Here is a 20216-nt window from a genome sequence, read left to right on the forward strand (position 1 = left end):
AAATGCGGCAAGGATCAGGGTAGCTACGCAGCCGGCAAAGAACGAGCCCAGGCCGGCGGTGGCCAGCGCCACCCCCGCTCGCCCTCGCCGTGCCATCTGGTAGCCGTCGATGGTGGTCACCACGGACGACGATTCACCCGGCAGGTTGACCAGGTTGGCGGTGGTGGAGCCGCCGTACTGCGCGCCGTAATAAATGCCGGCCAGCATGATGAGCGCGGCCACCGGCGGCAGCGTGTAGGTCACCGGCAGCAGCATGGCGATGGTGGCCAGCGGCCCGATGCCGGGCAGCACGCCGATCAGCGTTCCCAGCAGGCAGCCGAGGAAGCAGTAGCCAAGATTTTGCAGTGTCAGCGCCGTGGAGAACCCAAGGGCCAGGTGTTCGAATAGTTCCATGAGGCTGTCTCCCTCGCCTGCAGTGAAACCCGGGCGGAGCATCCGCCGTAAGGCGGAGTCCGCATACCAGGCCGCGCGCTGTGTTTTGAATTGGCGCGCGAATCGGAGGACGCCGGCGCAGCGGGTCGCTGTGCAGGTTTCCCCCGCAGATCGTCATCGACAGCAGGTGCGCGCACGTCGGGCGCGCCTCAATGGCTTACCAAGCACGGTAGGCTTGCGTGCTTTCATCCGGCTTTCAGCGGACGCCGCTGCGGGTATGTCCCGATGCATTCCGATGCGCCGCAAGTGGCGCTTGCGGTTCTCGCATGACGGAAACACCGACGCCCCGCGCAAAAGACGGGGCGTCGTCACATTGCCAGCCAGCCCGGCAGCCTGCCTTTCCGCTTACTGCTTCATTGCATCCTTGCCCATGGCGTCCTTGCTCATGCTGTCCTTACTCATGCTGTCCTTGCCCGCCTTGTCCTTGCTCATCTTGTCGCTGCTCTTCTTCATCTTGTCCTTGCTCATCGCGTCCTTGTTCATGGTGTCCTTTGCCATGCTGCTGTCGTTGGCCATGGGCGCGGCATCCTTCTTCATGGCGTCCTGGGCGAAGGCGTGGCCCGCAAACAGCATGGTGGTTGAGAGCAGGGCGGTTGCGAACAGTTTGTTCATGGTGTTCTCCTTGGTTTGATAGCCAGTGTGCAAGCCGGCGCCATGCCGGCCAATTTCAAGCGGATCAGGATCCGCCGAACCAGTTGTATCCCTGGTCTTCCCAGTAACCGCCGGGATACGTGTTGGTGACGTACAGCGCCATGATGTGCTTGGGGTTCTTGTAGCCAAGCTTGGTCGGCATGCGCAGCTTCATCGGAAAGCCGTACTTGGGCGGCAGTGTCTGCCCGTCGTAGGTAAAGGTCAGCAGCGTCTGTGGGTGCAGCGCGGTGGGCATGTCGATGCTGGTGAAGTAATCGTCGGCGCAGCGAAAGCCCACATACTTCGCGCTGGTGTCGGCACCCACGCGATGCAGGAACTCGGAGAAGGGCGTGCCGCCCCACTTGCCGATGGCGCTCCAGCCTTCCACGCAGATATGCCGGGTGACCTGCGAGGTTTGCGGCAGCGCGTAGAGCTGATCGAGCGTCCAGGACGCTTTGCGTGCCACCAGGCCACCCACTTCCAGGCGGAAGTCGCCGGCGTCGACCTCGGGCACTTCGTCTTCGCCGTAGAAAGCATTGAACGGGAAGGGCCGCGTGATGCGGGATTCGTCGTAGGTAGGCGCGAGCCGGCCGGGATCGAACAGCCAGCCTTGCACGCGATCGTTGAAGCGCGATACCGCGGCAAGGAAGCGTTCTACCGAGGCATCGTCGGTCAGGCTGCAGCCGGTCAGCATCGACAGGCCGCCCAGCGTGACGGCGCGCTTGGCGAACAGGCGGCGCGAGGGCATATCGAGTTCGCGCACGGCATCGCGCAGGATCAGGTTCCGGTCGAGCGTGACGATGGGTTTGGGTTTGTTCATGGCGATTCTCCGCGAGGCGGCTCTCTGGATTCGGCGGGATGGCGTTCAGCGGCCGCGCAGCATGATCAGCAAGGTGCGCGGCACCAGCGCAACCATGGCCACATGCACGGCGGTGAACAGCACGATGGCGCTCATGCACACGAAATGGACCCAGCGCGCGGCGTCGTAGCCGCCCATCAGGTCGCGCAGCAGCGGGAATTGCACCGATTTCCAGATCGCCAGGCCGGACAGCACCGTCAGCACGATGACCAGCACCACGCCGAGATACATGGCCTTCTGGGCCGCGTTGTATTGGGCCAGGTCCGGGTGCGCCAGCCTGCCGCGCAGCGCCGCGGCCACATCGCGCAATGCCTCGCGCACCGACAGCGGCAGGAAGCGGCGGCGGAATCGTCCGGTAATGACGTTCATCAGCAGGTAGAACAACCCGTTGGCGACCAGCAGCCACATGGCCGCGAAGTGCCATTGCAGCGCGCCGCCCAGCCATCCGCCGAGCGTGATGCCCTTGGGGAAGTGCAGGCCGAACAGCGGCGATGCGTTATAGATGCGCCAGCCGCTCATCACCATGATGATGATGGCGATGGCGTTGAGCCAGTGGGTCAGGCGCACCCATGCCGGCTGGATGGAGGCGGACGCATGTCCGTGGCGGCCGGGCGCGGGCCGCGATAGCTGGGAGGCAGTATCCACCGTCGTTCTCCAATGTTCCCGTGGCGGCAGCGCATGCTGATGCAAACGGTTTGTGTGCCTTTGTCGACGGTGGCGGCACGAACTTACACGCGAAACGGGAAATTTTTCTGGCACGCGGGCGCGTCGGCAATGGGTATCCCCAAAGTCACTCAGCTGGCTCGGCGAAAGGAACAACGGACTGTCGGGCGACGCATGGGCGGCTACCCATGCTTCACAGTAGCATCGTGCCGGCGGGACACCAACGGTAATCCCTGCCTGGCCGCTCCGGCCGGGGAAGTCCGGCCGCGGGTGCCGCTACAATGCTGGCGGGCAGCGCGCCCAACGCAACGCTGCGCGTGCTGGCTTCGGCCGCGCCGCGCCATCCGTCGCCCTGCCACCATCCACGGACCCAGGATCTCCACATGCCTCTGACCGCCGAGCAGCTTATCGAATACATGGACTTCGCCACTAGCCTTGCGCAGGCGGCGGGCAACGCCAGCCTGCCGTACTTCCGTAGCGCGCCTGCGGTGGAGGACAAGGGCGGCCGCCGCTTCGATCCGGTCACCGAGGCCGACAAGGCCGCCGAGCGCGCCATGCGCGACCTGATCCGGGCACGGTATCCGGAGCACGGCATCCTGGGCGAGGAAGAAGACCGCGTGGCCGGCAGCTCGCCACTGACCTGGGTGCTCGACCCCATTGACGGTACCCGTGCCTTTATCACCGGGCTGCCGCTGTGGGGCACGCTGATCGCGCTCAACGATGGCCAGCGTCCGGTGCTCGGCATCATGGACCAGCCGTTCACGCGCGAGCGCTTCAGCGGCGACGGCCGGCAGGCCTGGCTTAACGGCGAGCTTCTGCGTACGCGGCCTTGCGCCGACCTGTCGCAGGCCAAGGTGATGTGCACCACGCCGGAAATGTTCGACGATGCGGCGCAGTTCGCCGCATTCCGCCGCGTGGCCGATGCCGCCAGGATGCAGCGCTATGGCGGTGACTGCTACGCGTATTGCATGGTCGCCGCGGGCCATGTGGATGCCGTGGTGGAAGCCGGCCTGAAGGCCTACGATGTGCAGGCGCTGATTCCCATCGTGGAAGGCGCCGGGGGCATCGTGACGAGCTGGACCGGCGGCGACGCACAGCAGGGCGGCACCGTGGTGGCCTGCGGCGACCGGCAATTGCACCAGCAGATACTGGCGCTGCTGAATGCGCCTGCCTGATCACGTCGAAGGCCGCGGCTGAGGACGCAGGGCTTGCTATCATGCTGGCCGCGACGTCCGGCGCGGGAAAAGCCATCCCGGCCCGGACTTAACTATGCAGTAGGGAAGAAACCAGAAACATGATGTCAAACGCTTGCGGCCTCGATTTCGGCACGTCCAATTCCACGGTGGGCTGGTGCCGGCCGGGACAACCCACGCTGTTGCCGCTGGAAGATGGCAGGTTCACGCTGCCTTCGGTGATCTTTTTTCATTCGGAGGATCCGCTGGTCAGCTACGGCCGGGCCGCGCTCGGCGACTACCTGGCAGGCTATGAAGGCCGGCTGATGCGCTCGCTGAAGAGCCTGCTGGGCACTTCGATGATGGAAGACAGCACCGAAGTCATGGGCCAGGCCATGCCTTTCCGCAAACTGCTGTCGCATTTCATCGGCGAACTCAAGCAGCGCGCGGAAACCTCGGCCGGCGCGAGTTTCGACAAGGTCGTGCTGGGGCGCCCCGTGTTCTTCATCGACGAAGACCCGAAGGCCGACCAGCTTGCCGAGCAGACGCTGCGCGAGATTGCCGCGGACGCCGGCTTCAAGGACATCGAGTTCCAGTACGAGCCGATTGCCGCGGCCTTCGACTACGAAGCCACGATCTCCCGCGAGGAGCTGGTGCTGGTGGCCGACATCGGCGGCGGCACCTCGGACTTCTCGCTGGTCCGCCTGTCGCCCGAGCGCGCCGGCAAGACCGACCGGCGCGGCGATATCCTGGCCAATGGCGGCGTGCACATCGGCGGCACGGATTTCGACAAGAGCCTCAGCCTGGCGAGCGTGATGCCGTTCCTGGGGCTGGGCAGCGAACTGCGCAACGGCAAGGCGATGCCTTCGGGGCAGTATTTCGACCTGGCCAGCTGGCACACCATCAACCTGGTCTACACGCGCAAGGCGTGGTCGCACGTGATGGACAACTATCGCGATGCGGCCGACAAGGTAAAGCTCGACCGCCTGATCAGCCTGATCAAGCAGCGCGCCGGCCACTGGCTGGCGATCCAGGTGGAAGCGGCCAAGATCGCCTTGTCGGGCGAAGCGCAGACGCAACTCGACCTCGGACGTATCGCGCCGGGAGAATCCATGGCGATCACCCGGGCGGACTTTGACCAGTCCATCGGCAAGCTGGTCGGCAAGACCGAGGTAACGGTGCAAGCGTTGCTGCGCGATGCGGGCGTGCAGGCGGACGCGATCGACACGGTGTTGTTTACCGGCGGCTCGAGCAGCGTGCCCCTGCTGCGCGAGCGGCTGTCCGAACTGATCCCGGGGGCGCAGCGGATCGAGGGCGATTTGTTCGGCGGCATTGGCTCCGGCCTAGCGCTGGATGCGCGCCGCAAGTTCGGCTGAGCGCTTCGCGTCCGGCAGTGACCCATTGAAGGCCGGCGCCACGCGCCGGCCTTCATGCGTTCATCCCCTCATGCTAATGTCCCATCTTCGCGAATACGCGCTTTCGAAGAGGCACCACATGCATGCGGGTATCGTCGAAGCCAGCTACGGTTCCGATCCGGTCGGCCTGGTCAGCGGCTTCCGCTTCCTGCCCGGCGAGCCGGGCCAGCCCATGGATTCCGCCGCCGCGGCCATGTGGCTCAAGCAGCCCCCGCGGGGCGACGAGTTTCTCTGGCTGCACTTCAACCTGTCGCACAGCGCCTGCGAGCGCTGGCTGAAGAACCAGCTCGACCTGCCAGAAGGGTTTTTCGAAGCACTGCGCGAAGGCTCGCGTTCCACCCGCATCGAACGGCTGGACGTGGCGCTGCTTGCCGTGGTCAACGACGTGATCTACAACTTCGGCGTGAGCTCCACCGATATCTCCACGCTATGGGCCTGCGCCGACCGCCGCATCCTGGTGACGGCGCGCATGAAGCCCTTGCGCTCGGTCGACCAGTTGCGCGCCTCGGTGCGGCAGGGCGAGCTGTTCCACACGCCGCTGGCGCTGCTGGTGCATTTGCTGCGCGACCAGGCCGATGTGCTGGTGCGCATCGTGCGCGAAACCAGCGGCACCGTGGACCAGGTCGAGGATCGCCTGCTCTCGCAGCGCCTGCATGGCAACCGCGCCGAACTCGGCTCCATGCGGCGCGGACTGGTGCGCCTGCAGCGGCTGCTGGCGCCCGAGCCCGGCGCGCTGTTCCGCCTGCTCAACCGTCCGCCGGCGTGGCTGCAGGAGCAGGATATCCAGGACCTGCGCGACTCGACGGAAGAGTTCTCGCTGGTGCTCAACGACCTGGCCGCCCTGGTCGAGCGCATCAAGCTGTTGCAGGAAGAAATCGCGGCCAAGCTTAACGAGCAGACGAACCGCACGCTGTTCACGCTGACGCTGGTCACCGTGCTGGCGTTGCCGATCAATATCGTGGCGGGCTTCTTCGGCATGAATGTGGGCGGCATTCCGCTGGCCGATCATCCGCACGGCTTCTGGGTGCTGGTGGTGCTGGTGGCCAGTTTCACCGTGCTGGCCGGCCGCTGGGCTTTCCGCAAGCAGGGGGATTACTAGCGTCCCGGGGACGGGTTTCATGCGGGCGTCATAACCTGCTGCTAGCCTGCCAGTCACCGCGTTGTTGCGAACAGGAGTGAGCGATGAGACCAGACGAGAACGAGTTGATTCGGCGCATCCACCGCGAGGTGGCCGATCACTATGACGAAGAACTCGAGCTGGAGCTGGAAGACCACCATGTCGATACGCTGTTCGGCGAGGGCGGCGGCGGGCTGGACGATGAAGAGCGCGCCGCGCGCCGACAGTATTTCCGCGAACTGTTCCGCCTGCAGGGCGAACTGGTCAAGCTGCAGAGCTGGGTGGTGGAGACCGGCCACAAGGTCGTGATCCTGTTCGAGGGGCGCGACGCGGCGGGCAAGGGGGGCGTGATCAAGCGCATCACCCAGCGGCTCAACCCGCGCGTGGCCCGTGTGGCCGCGCTGCCCGCGCCGAACGATCGCGAGCGCACGCAGTGGTATTTCCAGCGCTATGTCTCGCACTTGCCCGCGGCGGGCGAGATCGTGCTGTTCGACCGCAGCTGGTACAACCGCGCCGGCGTCGAGCGCGTGATGGGCTTCTGCACCGACGACCAGTACGAAGAGTTCTTCCGGTCGGTGCCGGAGTTCGAGCGCATGCTGGTGCGCTCGGGCATCCAGGTCATCAAGTACTGGTTCTCGATCTCGGACGAGGAGCAGCACCTGCGCTTCCTGAGCCGCATCCACGATCCGCTCAAGCAGTGGAAGCTCAGCCCGATGGATCTCGAATCCCGCCGGCGCTGGGAGGACTACACCCGTGCCAAGGAAATCATGCTGGAGCGCACGCATATCGACGAGGCACCGTGGTGGGTGGTGCAGGCGGTCGACAAGAAGAAGGCGCGCCTTAACTGCATCCATCACCTGCTGCGGCAGATGCCCTACGAGGAGCGCGCGCAGCCGCCCGTGGTGCTGCCGCAGCGAGAGCGGCACGAGGACTACATGCGCCAGCCGGTGCCGGAGACCATGATCGTGCCGGAAGTCTATTGATCATCCGGGCAGGGGCGCGCCAGCATTGCCCTGCCCGATCTCCGGGGCGTCGCAGAAGCCTGCGCTTCCGCCTCGCCTCGGTCCGTCTTCTTCGCCTGCCGCAACTCGGCCTCGCGCTGCGGCCTGGCTTCGATGATCTTCCGCCGGCGCTTCTTCTTGCGTGTATTCCACGCCTTGCATTCCGGGCGCGTGCACAGGCAGCCCCTGCAGTAGCCGGTCGCGTCGTCGAACTTGCCGATCTTGATGCAGGGCGATTTCACGCTCATGTGGCGCTCCCGCAATCGGCGCGCCGGAGGATGAAGTCGGCGACATCGTCGCGCACCGGGGCCAGCCAGTGCAGCGGGTCGGAGAAGGCACCGATCAGCAAGGTGTGGGAGAGCCGCGCATAGCTGCGGTACTGCACAGGCACGCCGTTGCGCGCCAGGCGCTGGGCCATTTGCGCGGAGTTGCGCTGCGGGTTGACCAGGCGGTCGCCTTCGTCCACGCCGATAAAGGCGGCCGGCGAACGCGCGTCGGCGTGGTCGATAGGCTGGGAGCCGGGCGGGTAGTCGGGGTGATGGAACACCGGCTTCGCCTGCGGATTGACGATCGGCAGGAAATCGTAGGGCCCGGCCAGCCCGATCCAGCCGCGCAACTGGCCGGGGCTCAGGTCGACGCGGGCGAGCCAGCGCGCATCGAGCGCGAGCACGGCGGCGTTGTAGCCGCCCGCGCTGTGTCCCATCACGAACAGCCGTTGCGGATCGCCGCCGTAATTGGCGATCTCGCGCCGTGTCCAGGCGACGGCACGGGCGTTGTCCACCAGGAAATCCGGATAGCTGGCCTCGGGGTAGAGGCGATAGTCCGGAATCACGGTCAAGATGCCGCGCGCGGCCAGGGCTGCCGCGACGAAGGCGTAGTCGGCCCGCTCGCCGCTGTTCCAGGTGCCGCCGTAGAAGAACACCACCACCGGCGCCTTGCCGGAGCAGGCCGGCTCGCGGGGCGCATAGATATCGAGCTTGCCGCGCGCGCCGTCGGCATAGGGCACGCTGGCGGTGAGGGCATAGGCTTTGCTTTGGGTCAGGCCATTCAGCACGTCCGACGTGGAGCACGCGCCCAGCCCCACCAGCGGCAGCACCGGCAGCAGTGAAAGCAAGCGCGGTCTGGGCATGGGCTGGGCTTCCTGGCAGGTGATTTTTTCAAGCGCCGCCGGTCATTCTTGCATATACCTTGCATAGACGTACGGTGTCCCCTTGTTGTAGCGCGCCGCGGGACCTGGCGCCACGGGTTTGCCGCGCGCACATGAGTGGGGCGCAGCAATATGGATGCCGCGCCAGCGTGCCCGCGCGGACCTGCCGCCGGCGTCCTTTCGTGAACGCGCTCGCCATGGGAGATATCGCTTGTTCGGCACCTGGGCATGGATCATCGGTGCGCTGCTAGTCGCCATCGGGCTGATCGGCTCGGTGGTGAAGCGCCTGCCCATTTCCTTCTCCGCGCTTTACCTGCTGTTCGGCATGTTGCTGGGCCCGTTCGGCTTCGGCCTGATTCATTTCGATATCACCCGTCGCGAGCATGTGGCGGTGCTGGAGATCGTTACGGAAATCGCCCTGCTGGTCTCGCTGTTCGCGGTGGGTTTGCGCTTGCGCGCGCATCCGCGCGATCGCATCTGGCGCCTTCCGCTGCGGCTGGCCACGCTGGGCATGCTGCTCACCATTGCCATGCTGGCTGTCATCGGGATCTGGGCAATGGGGCTGCCGCCCGGCGTGGCATTGCTGCTGGCGGCCATCCTGGCGCCCACCGATCCGGTGCTGGCTTCCGATGTGCAGGTCGACGACACGCAGGACCGTGACCGCACGCGGTTCAGCCTGAGCGGGGAGGGCGGGCTGAACGATGGCTCCGCCTTTCCCTTCGTCATGCTGGCGCTTAGCCTGCCGGGCGCTGCCTGGCTGCGCTGGGTATGGCTCGACCTGCTGTGGGCCACGCTGGCGGGACTGGCGGTGGGCTGGGGGCTGGGCTGGCTGTGCAGCCGCGTGGTGCTGGCGCTGCGCAAGCGCCTGGGCGGCGCCCTGGGGATGGAGAGCTTCTTCACCATCGGCCTGATCGGGCTGGCTTATGGCGCCGCGCTGGCGGTGCATGGCTACGGCTTCCTGGCGGTGTTCGCCGCCGGCATCGCCATGCGTCACGTTGAACACGAGGAGAACCAGGACGTCGCGCCCGACGAAGTGCTGGGCGCAATGACGCCTGCCGAACACGAGCGCGCGGCAGTGCACCAGGACAAGGCCGCCGCTTACCTGGCGCATACCGTCAGCGAGTTCTCGCTGGACCTGGAGCGGCTCGCCGAGCTTAGCGTGATGGTGGTGGTGGGCGCCTTGCTTTCCACGCGGCTGCTGCGCGGGGAATACCTGGCCCTGGGGCTCGCGCTGATCCTGGCCGTGCGTCCGCTTGCCGTCGCGATATCCACCATCGGGGTCGCGCTGCAGCCAGCGCAGCGGCGGCTCATTGCCTGGTTCGGCGTGCGCGGCATCGGCTCGGTCTATTACCTCGCCTTTGCCCTGGCGCACGGCGCCGATCCCCGCTACGCGGCCCTGCTGGCCGACGCCACGCTGTGCGTGGTGGTGCTGTCGGTGGCCCTGCATGGTTCATCGGCGACGCCGCTGATGGCCATGTACCGGCGCTGGCGCGGTGCCGCCAAGGCCTGAAGCCGCCGGCTTCGCGGCCACCTCCTGCACGATTGCGCGGTCCGCGCCGTACCCATGCCAGGACGGTTTGCACGCTCTGCAATGACGCCGGTTCCTAAAGCTCTTGTGCCCGGATGCCGATATTTGTGCTGGTCCCGGCATCTTCCGCCGGTGCCGGCACCCAAAGGACAAAAATCGGAGCTTTCAGTATGACGGGAACCACTTTCCGCCGCCGCGCAGGCTTGCTCGCAGCATGGCTTGCCGCCGCCTCGGTCGCCGCCTGCGGCGGCGGTGGCGATGCACCCGCTACCAGCCAGACGGCCGTGCCGACCAGCAGCGCACCCGTTGTGCCCTCTGTGCCCGCGGTGCCGGTCATGCCGGCCCTCGCTCCGGCCTGCGGCGGCTGCAGCGCCGCGGACGGCAGCAATTACTCGGGCTCGGGTGTCGGCGTCTGGTCGGCCTCCAATACCACCGGCGCCGCCGCCGATCTGCCGATTTCCATCGGTGGCGTGAGCGGAAAATCGGTGACGCTGCTCTACACCAATGGCGCGGCCGAGCAAGCCATGCCGGCGCTGTCGCTGTCGGTCATCCAGTCCGAACTGGCCAATCTCTCGATCCAGTCGGCCGAGTCGTTGTCGTCCACGCAGGACGAGCGCACGCGGCGCGATATCGCCGAGTTCAATCGCGCCGGCTGGGCGGCACTGGCCGGCGGCAAGCGCGTTGCCAGCTTTTCCGAGATGGCGCCGCCGCCGCCGCACGCTACCGCGCTCAATTCCACGAAGACCTGGTATCACACTGACGGCACGCGCCGCCTGGCTACGCTGACCCAGCAACTGCCTGCAAGCGATGGGACGGTCGTCAACATCTGGGTGGAAAACGCCGAAGCGTCCAACATCGGCAGCCCAATCGTCAACGAACTGCTCACCAGTTTCGCCAGCGCTGGCGGCATCTACGACATGCTGACCCAGGTCGGCGGCCCGCTGTGGGGCGCGCACAGCTACAACAACCTGATTGCCGCCAGCAGCCAGCCGATCGATATCGTCATCCTCAACTTCGACAAGAACGGAAAGGCGGGCGGTACCGTGGGTTATTTCTGGGGACTGCATAACCTGACGGCTGCCTCGGATGCGCGCAGCAACGAATCGCTGTCGCTCTATCTCGACTCCGAGACGCTCCAGCTGGCCGGCGCAGCAGGCATGAAGGCAATGAAGATGACCATGGCGCATGAGGGAATGCATATGCAGAACTTCTATCGCCGCAGCGTCAAGGCCGGCCAGAAGTATGCATTCGATACCTGGCTGGAAGAAATGTCCGCGATGATGATGGAGGACTTCGCCAGCTACAGCATCGATTCCAGCTATAACGCGATCCGTGACGTGCGCTTCCTCGACTACCTGTCGCAAGGCAATGGCAACTTCAACTGCAATCTGCTGCAGTTCACCGGTTTCGGCGCGACCTGCGAGAGCTATTCGGTGTCGGGCAGCTTTGGCGGCTTCCTCGACCGGCAGCTTGGCCTGGCCTTCTACAAGGATCTGCTGAACCGCACCAGCAGCATGGATTCGAAGACCGTGCTCGACCAGGCCATCAAGGCGGCGCGTCCGGACTCCGGCTTCGACCAGGAACTGTTGCGCTGGACCGTCACCAGCAACTCGCTGATGCCCGCGGCCTCGTCGCCGGCGCGCTACGGCTACCCGGCCCGCGTCGACGGCGGCTTTATGCTGCCTCTGATCGATCCGGACCTCGCTAAGTACCGCTCGGTGCGCAAGCTGCCCAGCGCGGTCGCCGTCACGCTGCAGCCGTACGGCAGCTTCCCGGTAGTCCGCGGCAATGTGGGCACGACGTACAGCGAAACGGTGCGCGTGCCGGCTGGCACCACGCTGTCCGTAGTGGTGTACTGATACTGAACGCGCAACGCGCGGACACGCCGGCTCCTCTCCGGCGGTCCCCGGGCGGCGGCATCCGCCGCCCGGCCCGCCAACCCATCGAACCTCATGCACCGAATCCTGATCCTGATTGCCGCACTGTCCGTCGTGCTTGCCGCGTGCGTGCATGCGGTGCCCGCCGGCAGGTCCATTGCCTTGACGGGCACGGTCATGGTCAAGGGCAGCGCGTTGTTCCAGCAGCCTATGCTGGTCACCGCCGACGGCGAGGCCTGGGTTCTCGAAAAATTCCCCGTGGAACAGGCCCAGGCCCTGGGCAGCCAGCGGGTGACAGTAACCGGCGTGGTGCTGCGCGCAAACCAGCCAGGCACCTGGGCGCCGGCCATTCGCGTCGAACATGTGGACGCCGCGCCGGGCGAGCCTTCGCGGTAGACGGACGCCGGCAGGCTGCAAGATCCTGATGGCGCACATGAAGTCTTTTGACTGACTCGCACAAAGCACGTCGCCCCCGTGCCGGCGCGGCAACGCTATCCTTGCGGCTGTCTTTCCGTGCCTGCCAGCCTTATGACCTTCGTCGTTACGGATGCCTGCATCCAGTGCCGCTACACCGACTGCGTCGATGTCTGCCCCATGTCGTGCTTCCACGAAGGGCCGAATTTCCTTGTGATCAACCCCGACGAATGCATCGATTGCTCGATGTGCGTGCCCGAGTGCCCCGTGGGCGCGATTTACTCGGATGAGGATCTGCCAGCCGGCCAGCGGCATTTCCTGGCCCTCAATGCTGAACTCTCGCGCCAGGCTGGCTGGAAGCCGCTGCTCAAGGCCAAGGGCCCGCTGCCCGGGCACGAACAATGGGCCGGGCGGGACAACAAGCTGCCCATGCTGCTCAAGGATGCCGCGCAGTCCTAGCCCTGGCCGCGTCCCCCGGCGTCCTCGGGAAAGGCTTCATCCAGCGTCAGTATCGTACCGGTCAGGCTGCCGTCGTAGCCGGGCAGGGCATCCACCACCTGCCGGAAGCTGCCGCTCCTGAGCGCCGCCACGGCGCCGGCAAGCGCCGGGCTCTGCAGGCGCTCCCGCTCGATGGCAAAGAAATACCGCTCCTTGAGCACCGGCACGAAATCCAGCCCGAAGCGCCGCGCCGCCGTTTCCACGCCGAACCCCGCATCGGCCATGCCACTGCCGATATAGGCCGCCACCGCCGCATGGGTGAACTCGCCATTGCTGTAGCCCTCGATCCGGCTGCTGTCGATGCCGCGTGCTTCCAGGATCAGATCCAGCAACAGCCGCGTGCCGGAACCGGTCTGCCGGTTGACGAAGCGCACATCGGCGCGGCACAGGTCCTGCAGCGTGGTGACCTGCAGCGGATTGCCGGGGCGCACGAAGATGCCTTGCGAGCGCACCGCCAGGTGGATCAGCAGATGCGTCTCGGGGCGGATCCACGTGGCGAAGCGATCCAGCGTCTTTTGCTCGAATTCGCCGATCGGGACATGAAAGCCGGCAATATCGCAGGCGCCCTGCGCAAGTGCCGCAACCGCCTCAAGGCTGCCGCAATACTTCAGGTCGTGGCGAACCTGGTGCGCATCCAGGAAATCGTGCAGCGCGGCCACCGCGAAACCATGACTGGCGTGCAGCCGCAGCGTGGGGCCTGACTGGTCGACCAGCTTCTTCAGCTCTATCTCCAGTTCCGACGCCAGGCTTTCCAGCGTGGGGGACAGCCGCGCGGCAATGCGTTTGCTGGCCCACACCAGTTGCTGGGCCAGTGGCGAGAGCGCCGTGCCGCGGCCCCGTGTCTTGGCAATCAGCGCGCCGCCGAAGAGCGCCTCCGCATCGCGCAGGATGCCCCAGGCGTAACGGTAGGACAGCCCGGTTGCCTGCGCCGACTGGCTGATGCTGCCGGTGCTTTCAATCAGGCCCAGCAAGGCCACGAGGCGGGACACGTCAAGTGCCGGGCCGGCGCCTTGCTGGTCGTCGCGAATTTGCAGATGGGGCAGGATCGAGATGCGAATCATATGAGAAAAATAGCATATTGCTCGAACGTGGCCAACTGCCTATAGTCCGCTCAAAGAGGCAGATAAACCGAAAAAAGCCAGCTAAAACAGCAAGGCAACATGGCTTGTGCCCGTTCAGCGTCCCCATGATATGAAAAAAATAGCATATATAGCGGCAACCGGAAACCGGTTTGCCGCGCCCCGCAGCAGTTCCTGGCCAGACGCGCAAGCCAATGCGCCACACCGTCTGCCCCCGGCCCCGGACTTTGGATCCATTTTTAGCGCCGGGCCGTGCTGCGTCACCAGGAGACCCGATGTCCTCACCAACTGCTGAAGCCCGGCGCGACCGGATCGCGCACATCGTAGCCACGCGCCGCGACATGCCCGGCGCCTTGTTGCCCATCCTCCACGAGATCCAGGACGCGGTAGGCTACGTGCCCGCCGACGCGCTGCCCGAGATTGCCCGCGCGCTCAACCTGTCGCGCGCCGAGGTACACGGCGTGGTCACCTTCTACCATCACTTCCGCGACAGCAAGCCGGGCCGGCATGTGATCCAGGTCTGCCGTGCCGAAGCGTGCCAGTCGGTCGGCAGCGAGGCGCTTGCCGCCCACGCCGAGCGCGTGCTGGGCTGCGGGTTTCATGAAACCACCGCCGATGGCGAGTTCACGCTGGAGCCGGTGTATTGCCTGGGCCAGTGCGCATGCGGCCCGGCCGTGATGGTCGGCGAGCAACTGGTGGGCCGCGTGACGCCGCAGCGTTTCGATGCTCTGGTCAAGGCTTGCGCGGATGCGTCGCAGGATCGGGCAGCGGAGGTGCAGGCATGAGCGTTACCGTCTTCGTTCCCCGCGATTCCAGCGCGCTCGCCATGGGCGCCGACGACGTGGCGCGCGCCATCGCGCGCGAAGCCGCGGCGCGCGGCGCCACCGTGGAGTTGGTGCGCAACGGCTCGCGCGGCATGTTCTGGCTGGAACCGCTGGTCGAGGTGCAGACCGCCGCCGGACGCGTGGCTTATGGCCCGGTCACGCCGGACGATGCCGCCGCCTTGTTCGACGCCGGCTTCCTGGCGGGCGGGCCACACGCGCTGGCGCTCGGCCCCACCGGGGAGATCCCTTTCCTCAAGGGGCAGGAGCGCCTGACCTTCGCCCGCATGGGCATTACCGATCCGCTCTCGCTGAATGACTACATCGCGCATGAGGGCTACGCCGGCCTGACCCGCGCGCTGGCGCTGGACGGTGCGCAGATCGTGCGCGAAGTGACCGATTCCGGACTGCGCGGCCGCGGCGGCGCAGCCTTTCCCACCGGCATCAAGTGGCAGACCGTGCTGAACGCGCAGTCACCCACCAAATACGTGGTCTGCAACGCCGACGAGGGCGACTCGGGCACCTTCTCCGACCGCATGGTGATGGAAGGCGATCCCTTCATGCTGATCGAGGGCATGACCATCGCCGGCCTCGCGGTGGGTGCGCAGCACGGCTATATCTACGTGCGCTCGGAATATCCGCACGCCATTGCCATGCTGGAAGCGGCCATCGGCATCGCCCATGCCGCCGGGTGGCTGGGCGACGATATCCGCGGCAGCGGCCGGCGCTTCCGCCTGGAGGTACGCAAGGGCGCGGGCGCTTATGTGTGCGGCGAGGAAACGGCGCTGCTCGAGAGCATCGAAGGCAAGCGCGGCGTGGTGCGCGCCAAGCCGCCGCTGCCGGCGATCGAAGGTCTGTTCGGCCAGCCCACCATCATCAACAACGTGATCTCGCTGGCCACCGTGCCGCTGATCCTCGCACGCGGCGCGCAGTTCTACCGCGACTACGGCATGGGCCGCTCGCGCGGCACGCTGCCGTTCCAGATAGCGGGCAATGTGCGGCAGGGCGGGCTGGTGGAGAAGGCGTTCGGCGTGACCCTGCGCGAGTTGCTGGAGGACTATGGCCAGGGCACGCGCAGCGGGCGGGCGATCCGCGCGGTGCAGGTGGGCGGTCCGCTGGGCGCCTACCTGCCGGTTTCGCGGCTGGATACGCCGATGGACTACGAAGCGTTCGCGGCTTTCGGCGCGGTGCTGGGACACGGCGGCATCGTGGTGTTCGACGACACCGTCGACATGGCGAAGCAGGCGCGCTACGCGATGGAGTTCTGCGCCATCGAATCCTGCGGCAAATGCACGCCGTGCCGGATCGGCTCGACGCGCGGCGTCGAGGTGATCGACAAGATCATCGCGGGCGACCAGCCGGTCAGGCACGTGAAGCTGGTGCGCGACTTGTGCGACACCATGCTGGGCGGATCGCTGTGCGCCATGGGCGGCATGACGCCGTACCCGGTGCTGTCGGCGCTCGACGGATTCCCGGAAGACTTTGGCGTGGCCGTGCCCGCCAAGGCTGCCTGAACGCAGCGCTACGGCATACCGAACCGGCGCTGCCTCTGCGCCCTCTGAATCACCAGTACGCGGCCCGCGGCCGCAGCGGGAGTCCGCCTTGAATACACGAAACGAAATCGATTTCGGCACGCCGCCCAGCGATTCGCAACAGCAGGTCACCCTTGAGATCGACGGCGTCGACGTCACCGTGCCCGCCGGCACCTCGCTGATGCGGGCCGCCGTGCAGGCGGGCGTGAACGTGCCCAAGCTGTGCGCCACCGACAGCCTCAAGTCCTTCGGCTCGTGCCGCCTGTGCCTGGTCGAAATCGAAGGGCGGCGCGGTTTCCCGGCCTCGTGCACGACCCCGGCCGAAGCCGGCATGAAAGTGAAGACGCAGACCGACAAGCTGGCCGACCTGCGCCGTGGCGTGATGGAGCTGTATATCTCCGATCACCCGCTCGACTGCCTGACCTGCCCTACCAACGGCAACTGCGAACTGCAGGACATGGCCGGCGTGGTCGGCCTGCGGGAAGTGCGCTACGGCTATGACGGCGCCAACCACCGTGCCGAGGCCAAGGACGAGTCCAACCCGTACTTCACCTACGATCCCTCCAAGTGCATCGTGTGCAACCGCTGCGTGCGCGCCTGCGAGGAAACCCAGGGCACCTTCGCGCTCACCATCAGCGGCCGCGGCTTCGGCTCGCGCGTGACAGCGGGGCAGGGCGACAGCTTCATGGACTCCGACTGCGTGTCGTGCGGCGCCTGCGTGCAGGCCTGCCCCACCGCCACGCTGGCCGAGACCTCCATCATCCGCATGGGGCAGCCCGAGCACAGCAAAGTCACCACCTGCGCCTACTGCGGCGTGGGCTGCGCCTTCAAGGCGGAGATGAAGGGCAATGAAGTGGTGCGCATGGTGCCGTACAAGAACGGCCAGGCCAACGAGGGCCACTCGTGCGTGAAGGGCCGATTCGCTTTTGGCTACGCGACCCACAAGGACCGCATCCTGAACCCGATGATCCGCGCCAGGATCACCGACCCGTGGCGCGAAGTGTCATGGGAAGAAGCCATCAGCCACGCGGCCTCCGAGTTCAAGCGCATCCAGGCCAGGCATGGCCGCGACTCCATCGGCGGCATCGTGTCCTCGCGCTGTACCAACGAGGAAGGCTACCTGGTGCAAAAGCTGGTGCGCGCCGCCTTCGGCAACAACAACGTCGATACCTGCGCGCGGGTTTGCCACTCGCCCACCGGCTACGGCCTCAAGCAGACGCTGGGCGAATCGGCCGGCACGCAGACCTTCCGCTCGGTGGAGAAGGCCGACGTGATCATGGTGATGGGCGCCAACCCCACCGATGGTCATCCGGTGTTTGCCTCGCGCATGAAAAAGCGCCTGCGCGCCGGCGCCAGGCTGATCGTGATCGATCCGCGCCGCATCGACCTGGTCGATTCGCCGCACGTGCGCGCCGATTTCCACCTGCAACTGCGTCCAGGCACCAATGTGGCGGTGGTGACCTCGATGGCGCACGTGATCGTGAGCGAAGGCCTGATGGCCGAATCGTTTATCGCCGAGCGTTGCGAGGACCGTGCCTTCCAGCAATGGCGCGATTTCGTCATGCTGCCGGAGAACTCGCCGGAAGCCATGGCCGGAATTACAGGCATCCCCGCCGAACAACTGCGCGGCGCGGCGCGCCTGTATGCCACCGGCGGCAACGCCGCGATCTATTACGGCCTGGGCGTGACCGAACACGCGCAGGGTTCCACCACCGTGATGGGCATCGCCAACCTGGCCATGTGCACCGGCAATATCGGCCGCGAAGGCGTGGGCGTGAATCCGCTGCGCGGCCAGAACAATGTGCAGGGCTCCTGCGATATCGGCTCCTTCCCGCACGAGCTGCCGGGCTACCGCCATGTATCGGACTCCACCACGCGCGGCCTGTTCGAGTCCGCCTGGAATGTGGAGATCAGCCCGGAGCCGGGCCTGCGCATTCCCAACATGTTCGAGGCCGCGCTGTCGGGTAGCTTCATGGGCCTGTACTGCCAGGGCGAGGACATCGTGCAGTCCGACCCGAATACGCAGCACGTGGCAGCCGCGCTGTCGTCGATGGAATGCATCGTGGTGCAGGACATCTTCCTCAACGAGACCGCCAAGTACGCGCACGTGTTCCTGCCGGGCTCGTCCTTCCTGGAAAAGGACGGCACCTTCACCAACGCCGAACGCCGCATCTCGCGGGTGCGCAAAGTGATGCCGCCCAAGGCGCGCTATGCCGACTGGGAAGCCACTGTGCTGCTGTCCAACGCGCTGGGCTATTCGATGGACTACAAGCATCCGTCCGAGATCATGGACGAGATCGCGCGGCTGACCCCCACCTTCAGTGGCGTCAGCTACCAGCGCCTGGAGGAACTCGGCAGCATCCAGTGGCCGTGCAACGATGCTGCGCCCGAGGGCACGCCCACCATGCATATCGACGCATTCGTGCGCGGCAAGGGCAAGTTCATCATCACGCGCTACGTGCCCACCGCAGAGCGGGTGAATCGCAAGTTCCCGCTGATCCTCACCACGGGCCGCATCCTGTCGCAGTACAACGTGGGCGCGCAGACGCGGCGCACCGACAACGTGATGTGGCACGACGAAGACCGGCTGGAGATCCATCCGCACGACGCCGAGGAACGCGGCATCAAGGACGGGGACTGGGTTGGCGTGCAAAGCCGCGCGGGCGAAACGGTGCTGCGCGCCATCGTCAGCGAGCGCATGCAGCCGGGCGTGGTCTATACCACCTTCCACTTCCCCGAGTCCGGCGCCAACGTGATCACCACCGACAACTCGGACTGGGCCACAAACTGCCCCGAGTACAAGGTCACCGCGGTGCAGGTGATGCCGGTGGCGCAGCCGTCCGAATGGCAGCGGCAGTACCGCGACTTCCACGAGCAGCAGATGCAGTTGCTGCAGGCGGCCAGCGCCGAGGCGGGTTCGGCATGACGCTCTGCGAACTCGCCGCGGCCAGGCCCGATGCGGTGGCGCCTTTCAGCGAAGCCGAGCCGCCTACGCACAGCACCTTCGCCGTCAATCGCTGCCGCCTGGGCGAGCTGGCGCTGGAGGACGACGAGATCGCCGAGGAGGTGCCGGTCGCGCTCGAGTACAACGGCATCTCGCATGCGGTCATGCTGGCCTCGCCGGCCGATCTCGAAGACTTCGCGCTGGGCTTCAGCCTGAGCGAAGGGCTGGTGGCAAGCTCGCGCGACGTTTATGAGATTGAGACCGAGGTCCGTCCCGAGGGTATCGCGGTGCAGTTGCGCATCGCGGCGGAAGCCTTCGCCGCGCTCAAGGATCGGCGCCGCGCCATGGCGGGCCGCACCGGCTGCGGGCTGTGCGGCACGGAATCGCTGCAGGAAGTCATGCGCGCGCCGGCGCCGGTCAGCAGCAAGGCGAGTTTCAGCGATGCGGTGCTGTACGCCGCGTTCGGGCAGTTGCAGACGCGCCAGGAACTGCTGCGCCATACCGGCTCCACGCACGCCGCCGCCTGGTTGCGCGCTGACGGCCAGGTAGCATTGGTCCGCGAAGACGTGGGCCGCCACAACGCGCTTGATAAACTGATCGGCGCGCTCGCACGCACCGGCGAGGACCGCTCGCGCGGCGCCGTGCTGGTCACCAGCCGTGCCAGTTACGAGATGGTGCTGAAGACCGCCAGTGCCGGCGTTGGCGTGCTAGCTGCCGTCTCAGGGCCGACCGCGCTGGCGGTGCGTCTGGCGCTCGATGCCGGCGTTACGCTGGCTGGCTTTGTGCGTGCCGGCCGCCACGTGGTCTACTCTCACCCCCAACGTTTGCACAGTAGGACGGAACAGGCATGAACTCGGACAACCTTGTCAAGATGGCGAACCAGATCGGCACATTCTTCGAGGCCATGCCGGACCGCGAGGAAGCGGTGGCGGATATCGCAGGCCATATCAAGCGTTTCTGGGAGCCGCGTATGCGGCGTGCGCTGCTGGCGCGGATGGACAGTGGTGGAGACGCCGGGATGGATGAGATTGTCCTGCTGGCGGTGACTCGGCATCGGGGGGTGTTGGAGTGATGGGGGGGGGTTGCT

General features: G+C 66.2%; 20 protein-coding genes. 13 read left to right on the plus strand and 7 right to left on the minus strand.

The features are described from left to right. From CF70_RS37440 to CF70_RS06305, 4 genes are all read right to left on the minus strand, one after another. The coding region (locus CF70_RS37440) for a tripartite tricarboxylate transporter permease (RefSeq protein ID WP_035862077.1) at nt 1-393 on the minus strand (393 nt) is incomplete at its 3' end. 384 nt (nt 394-777) lie between these two features. After that, nucleotides 778-1044: a pentapeptide MXKDX repeat protein gene (locus tag CF70_RS06295; protein ID WP_035862031.1), complete on the minus strand. Its 267-nt coding sequence runs from the start codon at nt 1042-1044 to the stop codon at nt 778-780. A 64-nt stretch (nt 1045-1108) separates the two neighbouring features. Beyond that, nucleotides 1109-1882 carry a molybdopterin-dependent oxidoreductase gene (locus CF70_RS06300; RefSeq protein ID WP_035862037.1) on the minus strand — a complete coding sequence of 258 codons (774 nt, stop codon included), beginning with the start codon at nt 1880-1882 and terminating at the stop codon, nt 1109-1111. Between the two features lie 45 nt (nt 1883-1927). Further along, on the minus strand, nt 1928-2566 hold the full coding sequence (locus tag CF70_RS06305) for a cytochrome b/b6 domain-containing protein (protein WP_035862038.1): 639 nt from the start codon (nt 2564-2566) through the stop codon (nt 1928-1930). Between the two features lie 401 nt (nt 2567-2967). Between CF70_RS06305 and hisN the strand changes: the two genes are divergently transcribed. The 4 genes from hisN (at nt 2968) to ppk2 (ending at nt 7271) form a co-directional block, all read left to right on the plus strand. Continuing rightward, nucleotides 2968-3759 (plus strand): histidinol-phosphatase, encoded by a 792-nt coding sequence (gene hisN, locus CF70_RS06310; RefSeq protein WP_035862080.1) that lies wholly within the window; start codon nt 2968-2970, stop codon nt 3757-3759. Between the two features lie 119 nt (nt 3760-3878). Further along, nucleotides 3879-5132, plus strand: coding sequence for an Hsp70 family protein (locus CF70_RS06315; RefSeq protein WP_035862040.1), 1254 nt, complete (start codon nt 3879-3881; stop codon nt 5130-5132). A 118-nt stretch (nt 5133-5250) separates the two neighbouring features. After that, the gene (locus CF70_RS06320) at nt 5251-6270 is read left to right on the plus strand and encodes a transporter (RefSeq protein WP_035862042.1); all 1020 of its coding nucleotides are present in this window, start codon (nt 5251-5253) and stop codon (nt 6268-6270) included. An 83-nt stretch (nt 6271-6353) separates the two neighbouring features. Next, complete coding sequence (ppk2, locus tag CF70_RS06325; protein ID WP_035862044.1) at nt 6354-7271, plus strand: polyphosphate kinase 2; 918 nt, start codon at nt 6354-6356, stop codon at nt 7269-7271. Here ppk2 and CF70_RS38740 read toward each other — a convergent pair. Both CF70_RS38740 and CF70_RS06335 read right to left on the minus strand, forming a co-directional pair. Continuing rightward, nucleotides 7265-7537, minus strand: a complete 273-nt coding sequence (locus CF70_RS38740) for a DUF1289 domain-containing protein (RefSeq protein WP_063830433.1) — start codon at nt 7535-7537, stop codon at nt 7265-7267. The two genes, ppk2 and CF70_RS38740, sit on opposite strands and share 7 nt — an antisense overlap. Continuing rightward, nucleotides 7534-8418, minus strand: coding sequence for an alpha/beta hydrolase (locus CF70_RS06335; protein ID WP_051648084.1), 885 nt, complete (start codon nt 8416-8418; stop codon nt 7534-7536). The genes CF70_RS38740 and CF70_RS06335 overlap by 4 nt, the downstream gene beginning before the upstream one ends. A gap of 229 nt (nt 8419-8647) precedes the next feature. Here CF70_RS06335 and CF70_RS06340 point away from each other — a divergent pair, with 229 nt between their 5' ends. The 4 genes from CF70_RS06340 to fdxA all read left to right on the plus strand — a co-directional run bounded on the left by CF70_RS06340 (nt 8648) and on the right by fdxA (nt 12714). Then, nucleotides 8648-9946 carry a cation:proton antiporter gene (locus CF70_RS06340; protein WP_035862046.1) on the plus strand — a complete coding sequence of 433 codons (1299 nt, stop codon included), beginning with the start codon at nt 8648-8650 and terminating at the stop codon, nt 9944-9946. A 188-nt stretch (nt 9947-10134) separates the two neighbouring features. Further along, nucleotides 10135-11823 (plus strand): M30 family zinc metallopeptidase, encoded by a 1689-nt coding sequence (locus CF70_RS06345; protein WP_035862049.1) that lies wholly within the window; start codon nt 10135-10137, stop codon nt 11821-11823. A gap of 93 nt (nt 11824-11916) precedes the next feature. Next, on the plus strand, nt 11917-12237 hold the full coding sequence (locus tag CF70_RS06350; RefSeq protein ID WP_035862052.1) for a hypothetical protein: 321 nt from the start codon (nt 11917-11919) through the stop codon (nt 12235-12237). Nucleotides 12238-12369: 132 nt separating this feature from the next. Then, entirely contained in the window at nt 12370-12714 is a 345-nt protein-coding gene (fdxA, locus tag CF70_RS06355) for a ferredoxin FdxA (RefSeq protein WP_035862055.1), read from the plus strand. Here the strand turns inward: fdxA and CF70_RS06360 are convergent. After that, nucleotides 12711-13814: a substrate-binding domain-containing protein gene (locus CF70_RS06360; protein ID WP_035862058.1), complete on the minus strand. Its 1104-nt coding sequence runs from the start codon at nt 13812-13814 to the stop codon at nt 12711-12713. The genes fdxA and CF70_RS06360 overlap by 4 nt on opposite strands. 293 nt (nt 13815-14107) lie before the next feature. Between CF70_RS06360 and CF70_RS06365 the strand changes: the two genes are divergently transcribed. From CF70_RS06365 to CF70_RS06385, 5 genes are all read left to right on the plus strand, one after another. Then, nucleotides 14108-14617, plus strand: a complete 510-nt coding sequence (locus tag CF70_RS06365) for a formate dehydrogenase subunit gamma (RefSeq protein ID WP_035862061.1) — start codon at nt 14108-14110, stop codon at nt 14615-14617. Continuing rightward, nucleotides 14614-16167, plus strand: a complete 1554-nt coding sequence (locus CF70_RS06370) for a formate dehydrogenase beta subunit (RefSeq protein WP_035862064.1) — start codon at nt 14614-14616, stop codon at nt 16165-16167. Before CF70_RS06365 ends, CF70_RS06370 begins: the two co-directional genes overlap by 4 nt. An 88-nt stretch (nt 16168-16255) precedes the next feature. Further along, nucleotides 16256-19111 (plus strand): formate dehydrogenase subunit alpha, encoded by a 2856-nt coding sequence (gene fdhF / locus CF70_RS06375; protein WP_035862066.1) that lies wholly within the window; start codon nt 16256-16258, stop codon nt 19109-19111. Next, on the plus strand, nt 19108-19980 hold the full coding sequence (gene fdhD / locus CF70_RS06380; protein ID WP_200876705.1) for a formate dehydrogenase accessory sulfurtransferase FdhD: 873 nt from the start codon (nt 19108-19110) through the stop codon (nt 19978-19980). The genes fdhF and fdhD overlap by 4 nt, the downstream gene beginning before the upstream one ends. Beyond that, nucleotides 19977-20201 (plus strand): formate dehydrogenase subunit delta, encoded by a 225-nt coding sequence (locus CF70_RS06385; RefSeq protein WP_035862069.1) that lies wholly within the window; start codon nt 19977-19979, stop codon nt 20199-20201. The genes fdhD and CF70_RS06385 overlap by 4 nt, the downstream gene beginning before the upstream one ends. Nucleotides 20202-20216: the final 15 nt, after the last annotated feature.

The sequence above is a fragment of the Cupriavidus sp. SK-3 genome, assembly GCF_000611145.1.
Taxonomy (GTDB): Bacteria; Pseudomonadota; Gammaproteobacteria; order Burkholderiales; family Burkholderiaceae; genus Cupriavidus.

Coding starts and splice junctions, on each gene's coding strand:
- CF70_RS06295 (WP_035862031.1), bottom strand. CDS start 1,044: ATGAACAAACTGTTCGCAACCGCCCTGCTCTCAACCACCATGCTGTTT.
- CF70_RS06300 (WP_035862037.1), bottom strand. CDS start 1,882: ATGAACAAACCCAAACCCATCGTCACGCTCGACCGGAACCTGATCCTG.
- hisN (WP_035862080.1), top strand. CDS start 2,968: ATGCCTCTGACCGCCGAGCAGCTTATCGAATACATGGACTTCGCCACT.
- CF70_RS06315 (WP_035862040.1), top strand. CDS start 3,879: ATGATGTCAAACGCTTGCGGCCTCGATTTCGGCACGTCCAATTCCACG.
- CF70_RS06320 (WP_035862042.1), top strand. CDS start 5,251: ATGCATGCGGGTATCGTCGAAGCCAGCTACGGTTCCGATCCGGTCGGC.
- ppk2 (WP_035862044.1), top strand. CDS start 6,354: ATGAGACCAGACGAGAACGAGTTGATTCGGCGCATCCACCGCGAGGTG.
- CF70_RS38740 (WP_063830433.1), bottom strand. CDS start 7,537: ATGAGCGTGAAATCGCCCTGCATCAAGATCGGCAAGTTCGACGACGCG.
- CF70_RS06335 (WP_051648084.1), bottom strand. CDS start 8,418: ATGCCCAGACCGCGCTTGCTTTCACTGCTGCCGGTGCTGCCGCTGGTG.
- CF70_RS06345 (WP_035862049.1), top strand. CDS start 10,135: ATGACGGGAACCACTTTCCGCCGCCGCGCAGGCTTGCTCGCAGCATGG.
- CF70_RS06350 (WP_035862052.1), top strand. CDS start 11,917: ATGCACCGAATCCTGATCCTGATTGCCGCACTGTCCGTCGTGCTTGCC.
- fdxA (WP_035862055.1), top strand. CDS start 12,370: ATGACCTTCGTCGTTACGGATGCCTGCATCCAGTGCCGCTACACCGAC.
- CF70_RS06360 (WP_035862058.1), bottom strand. CDS start 13,814: ATGATTCGCATCTCGATCCTGCCCCATCTGCAAATTCGCGACGACCAG.
- CF70_RS06365 (WP_035862061.1), top strand. CDS start 14,108: ATGTCCTCACCAACTGCTGAAGCCCGGCGCGACCGGATCGCGCACATC.
- CF70_RS06370 (WP_035862064.1), top strand. CDS start 14,614: ATGAGCGTTACCGTCTTCGTTCCCCGCGATTCCAGCGCGCTCGCCATG.
- fdhD (WP_200876705.1), top strand. CDS start 19,108: ATGACGCTCTGCGAACTCGCCGCGGCCAGGCCCGATGCGGTGGCGCCT.
- CF70_RS06385 (WP_035862069.1), top strand. CDS start 19,977: ATGAACTCGGACAACCTTGTCAAGATGGCGAACCAGATCGGCACATTC.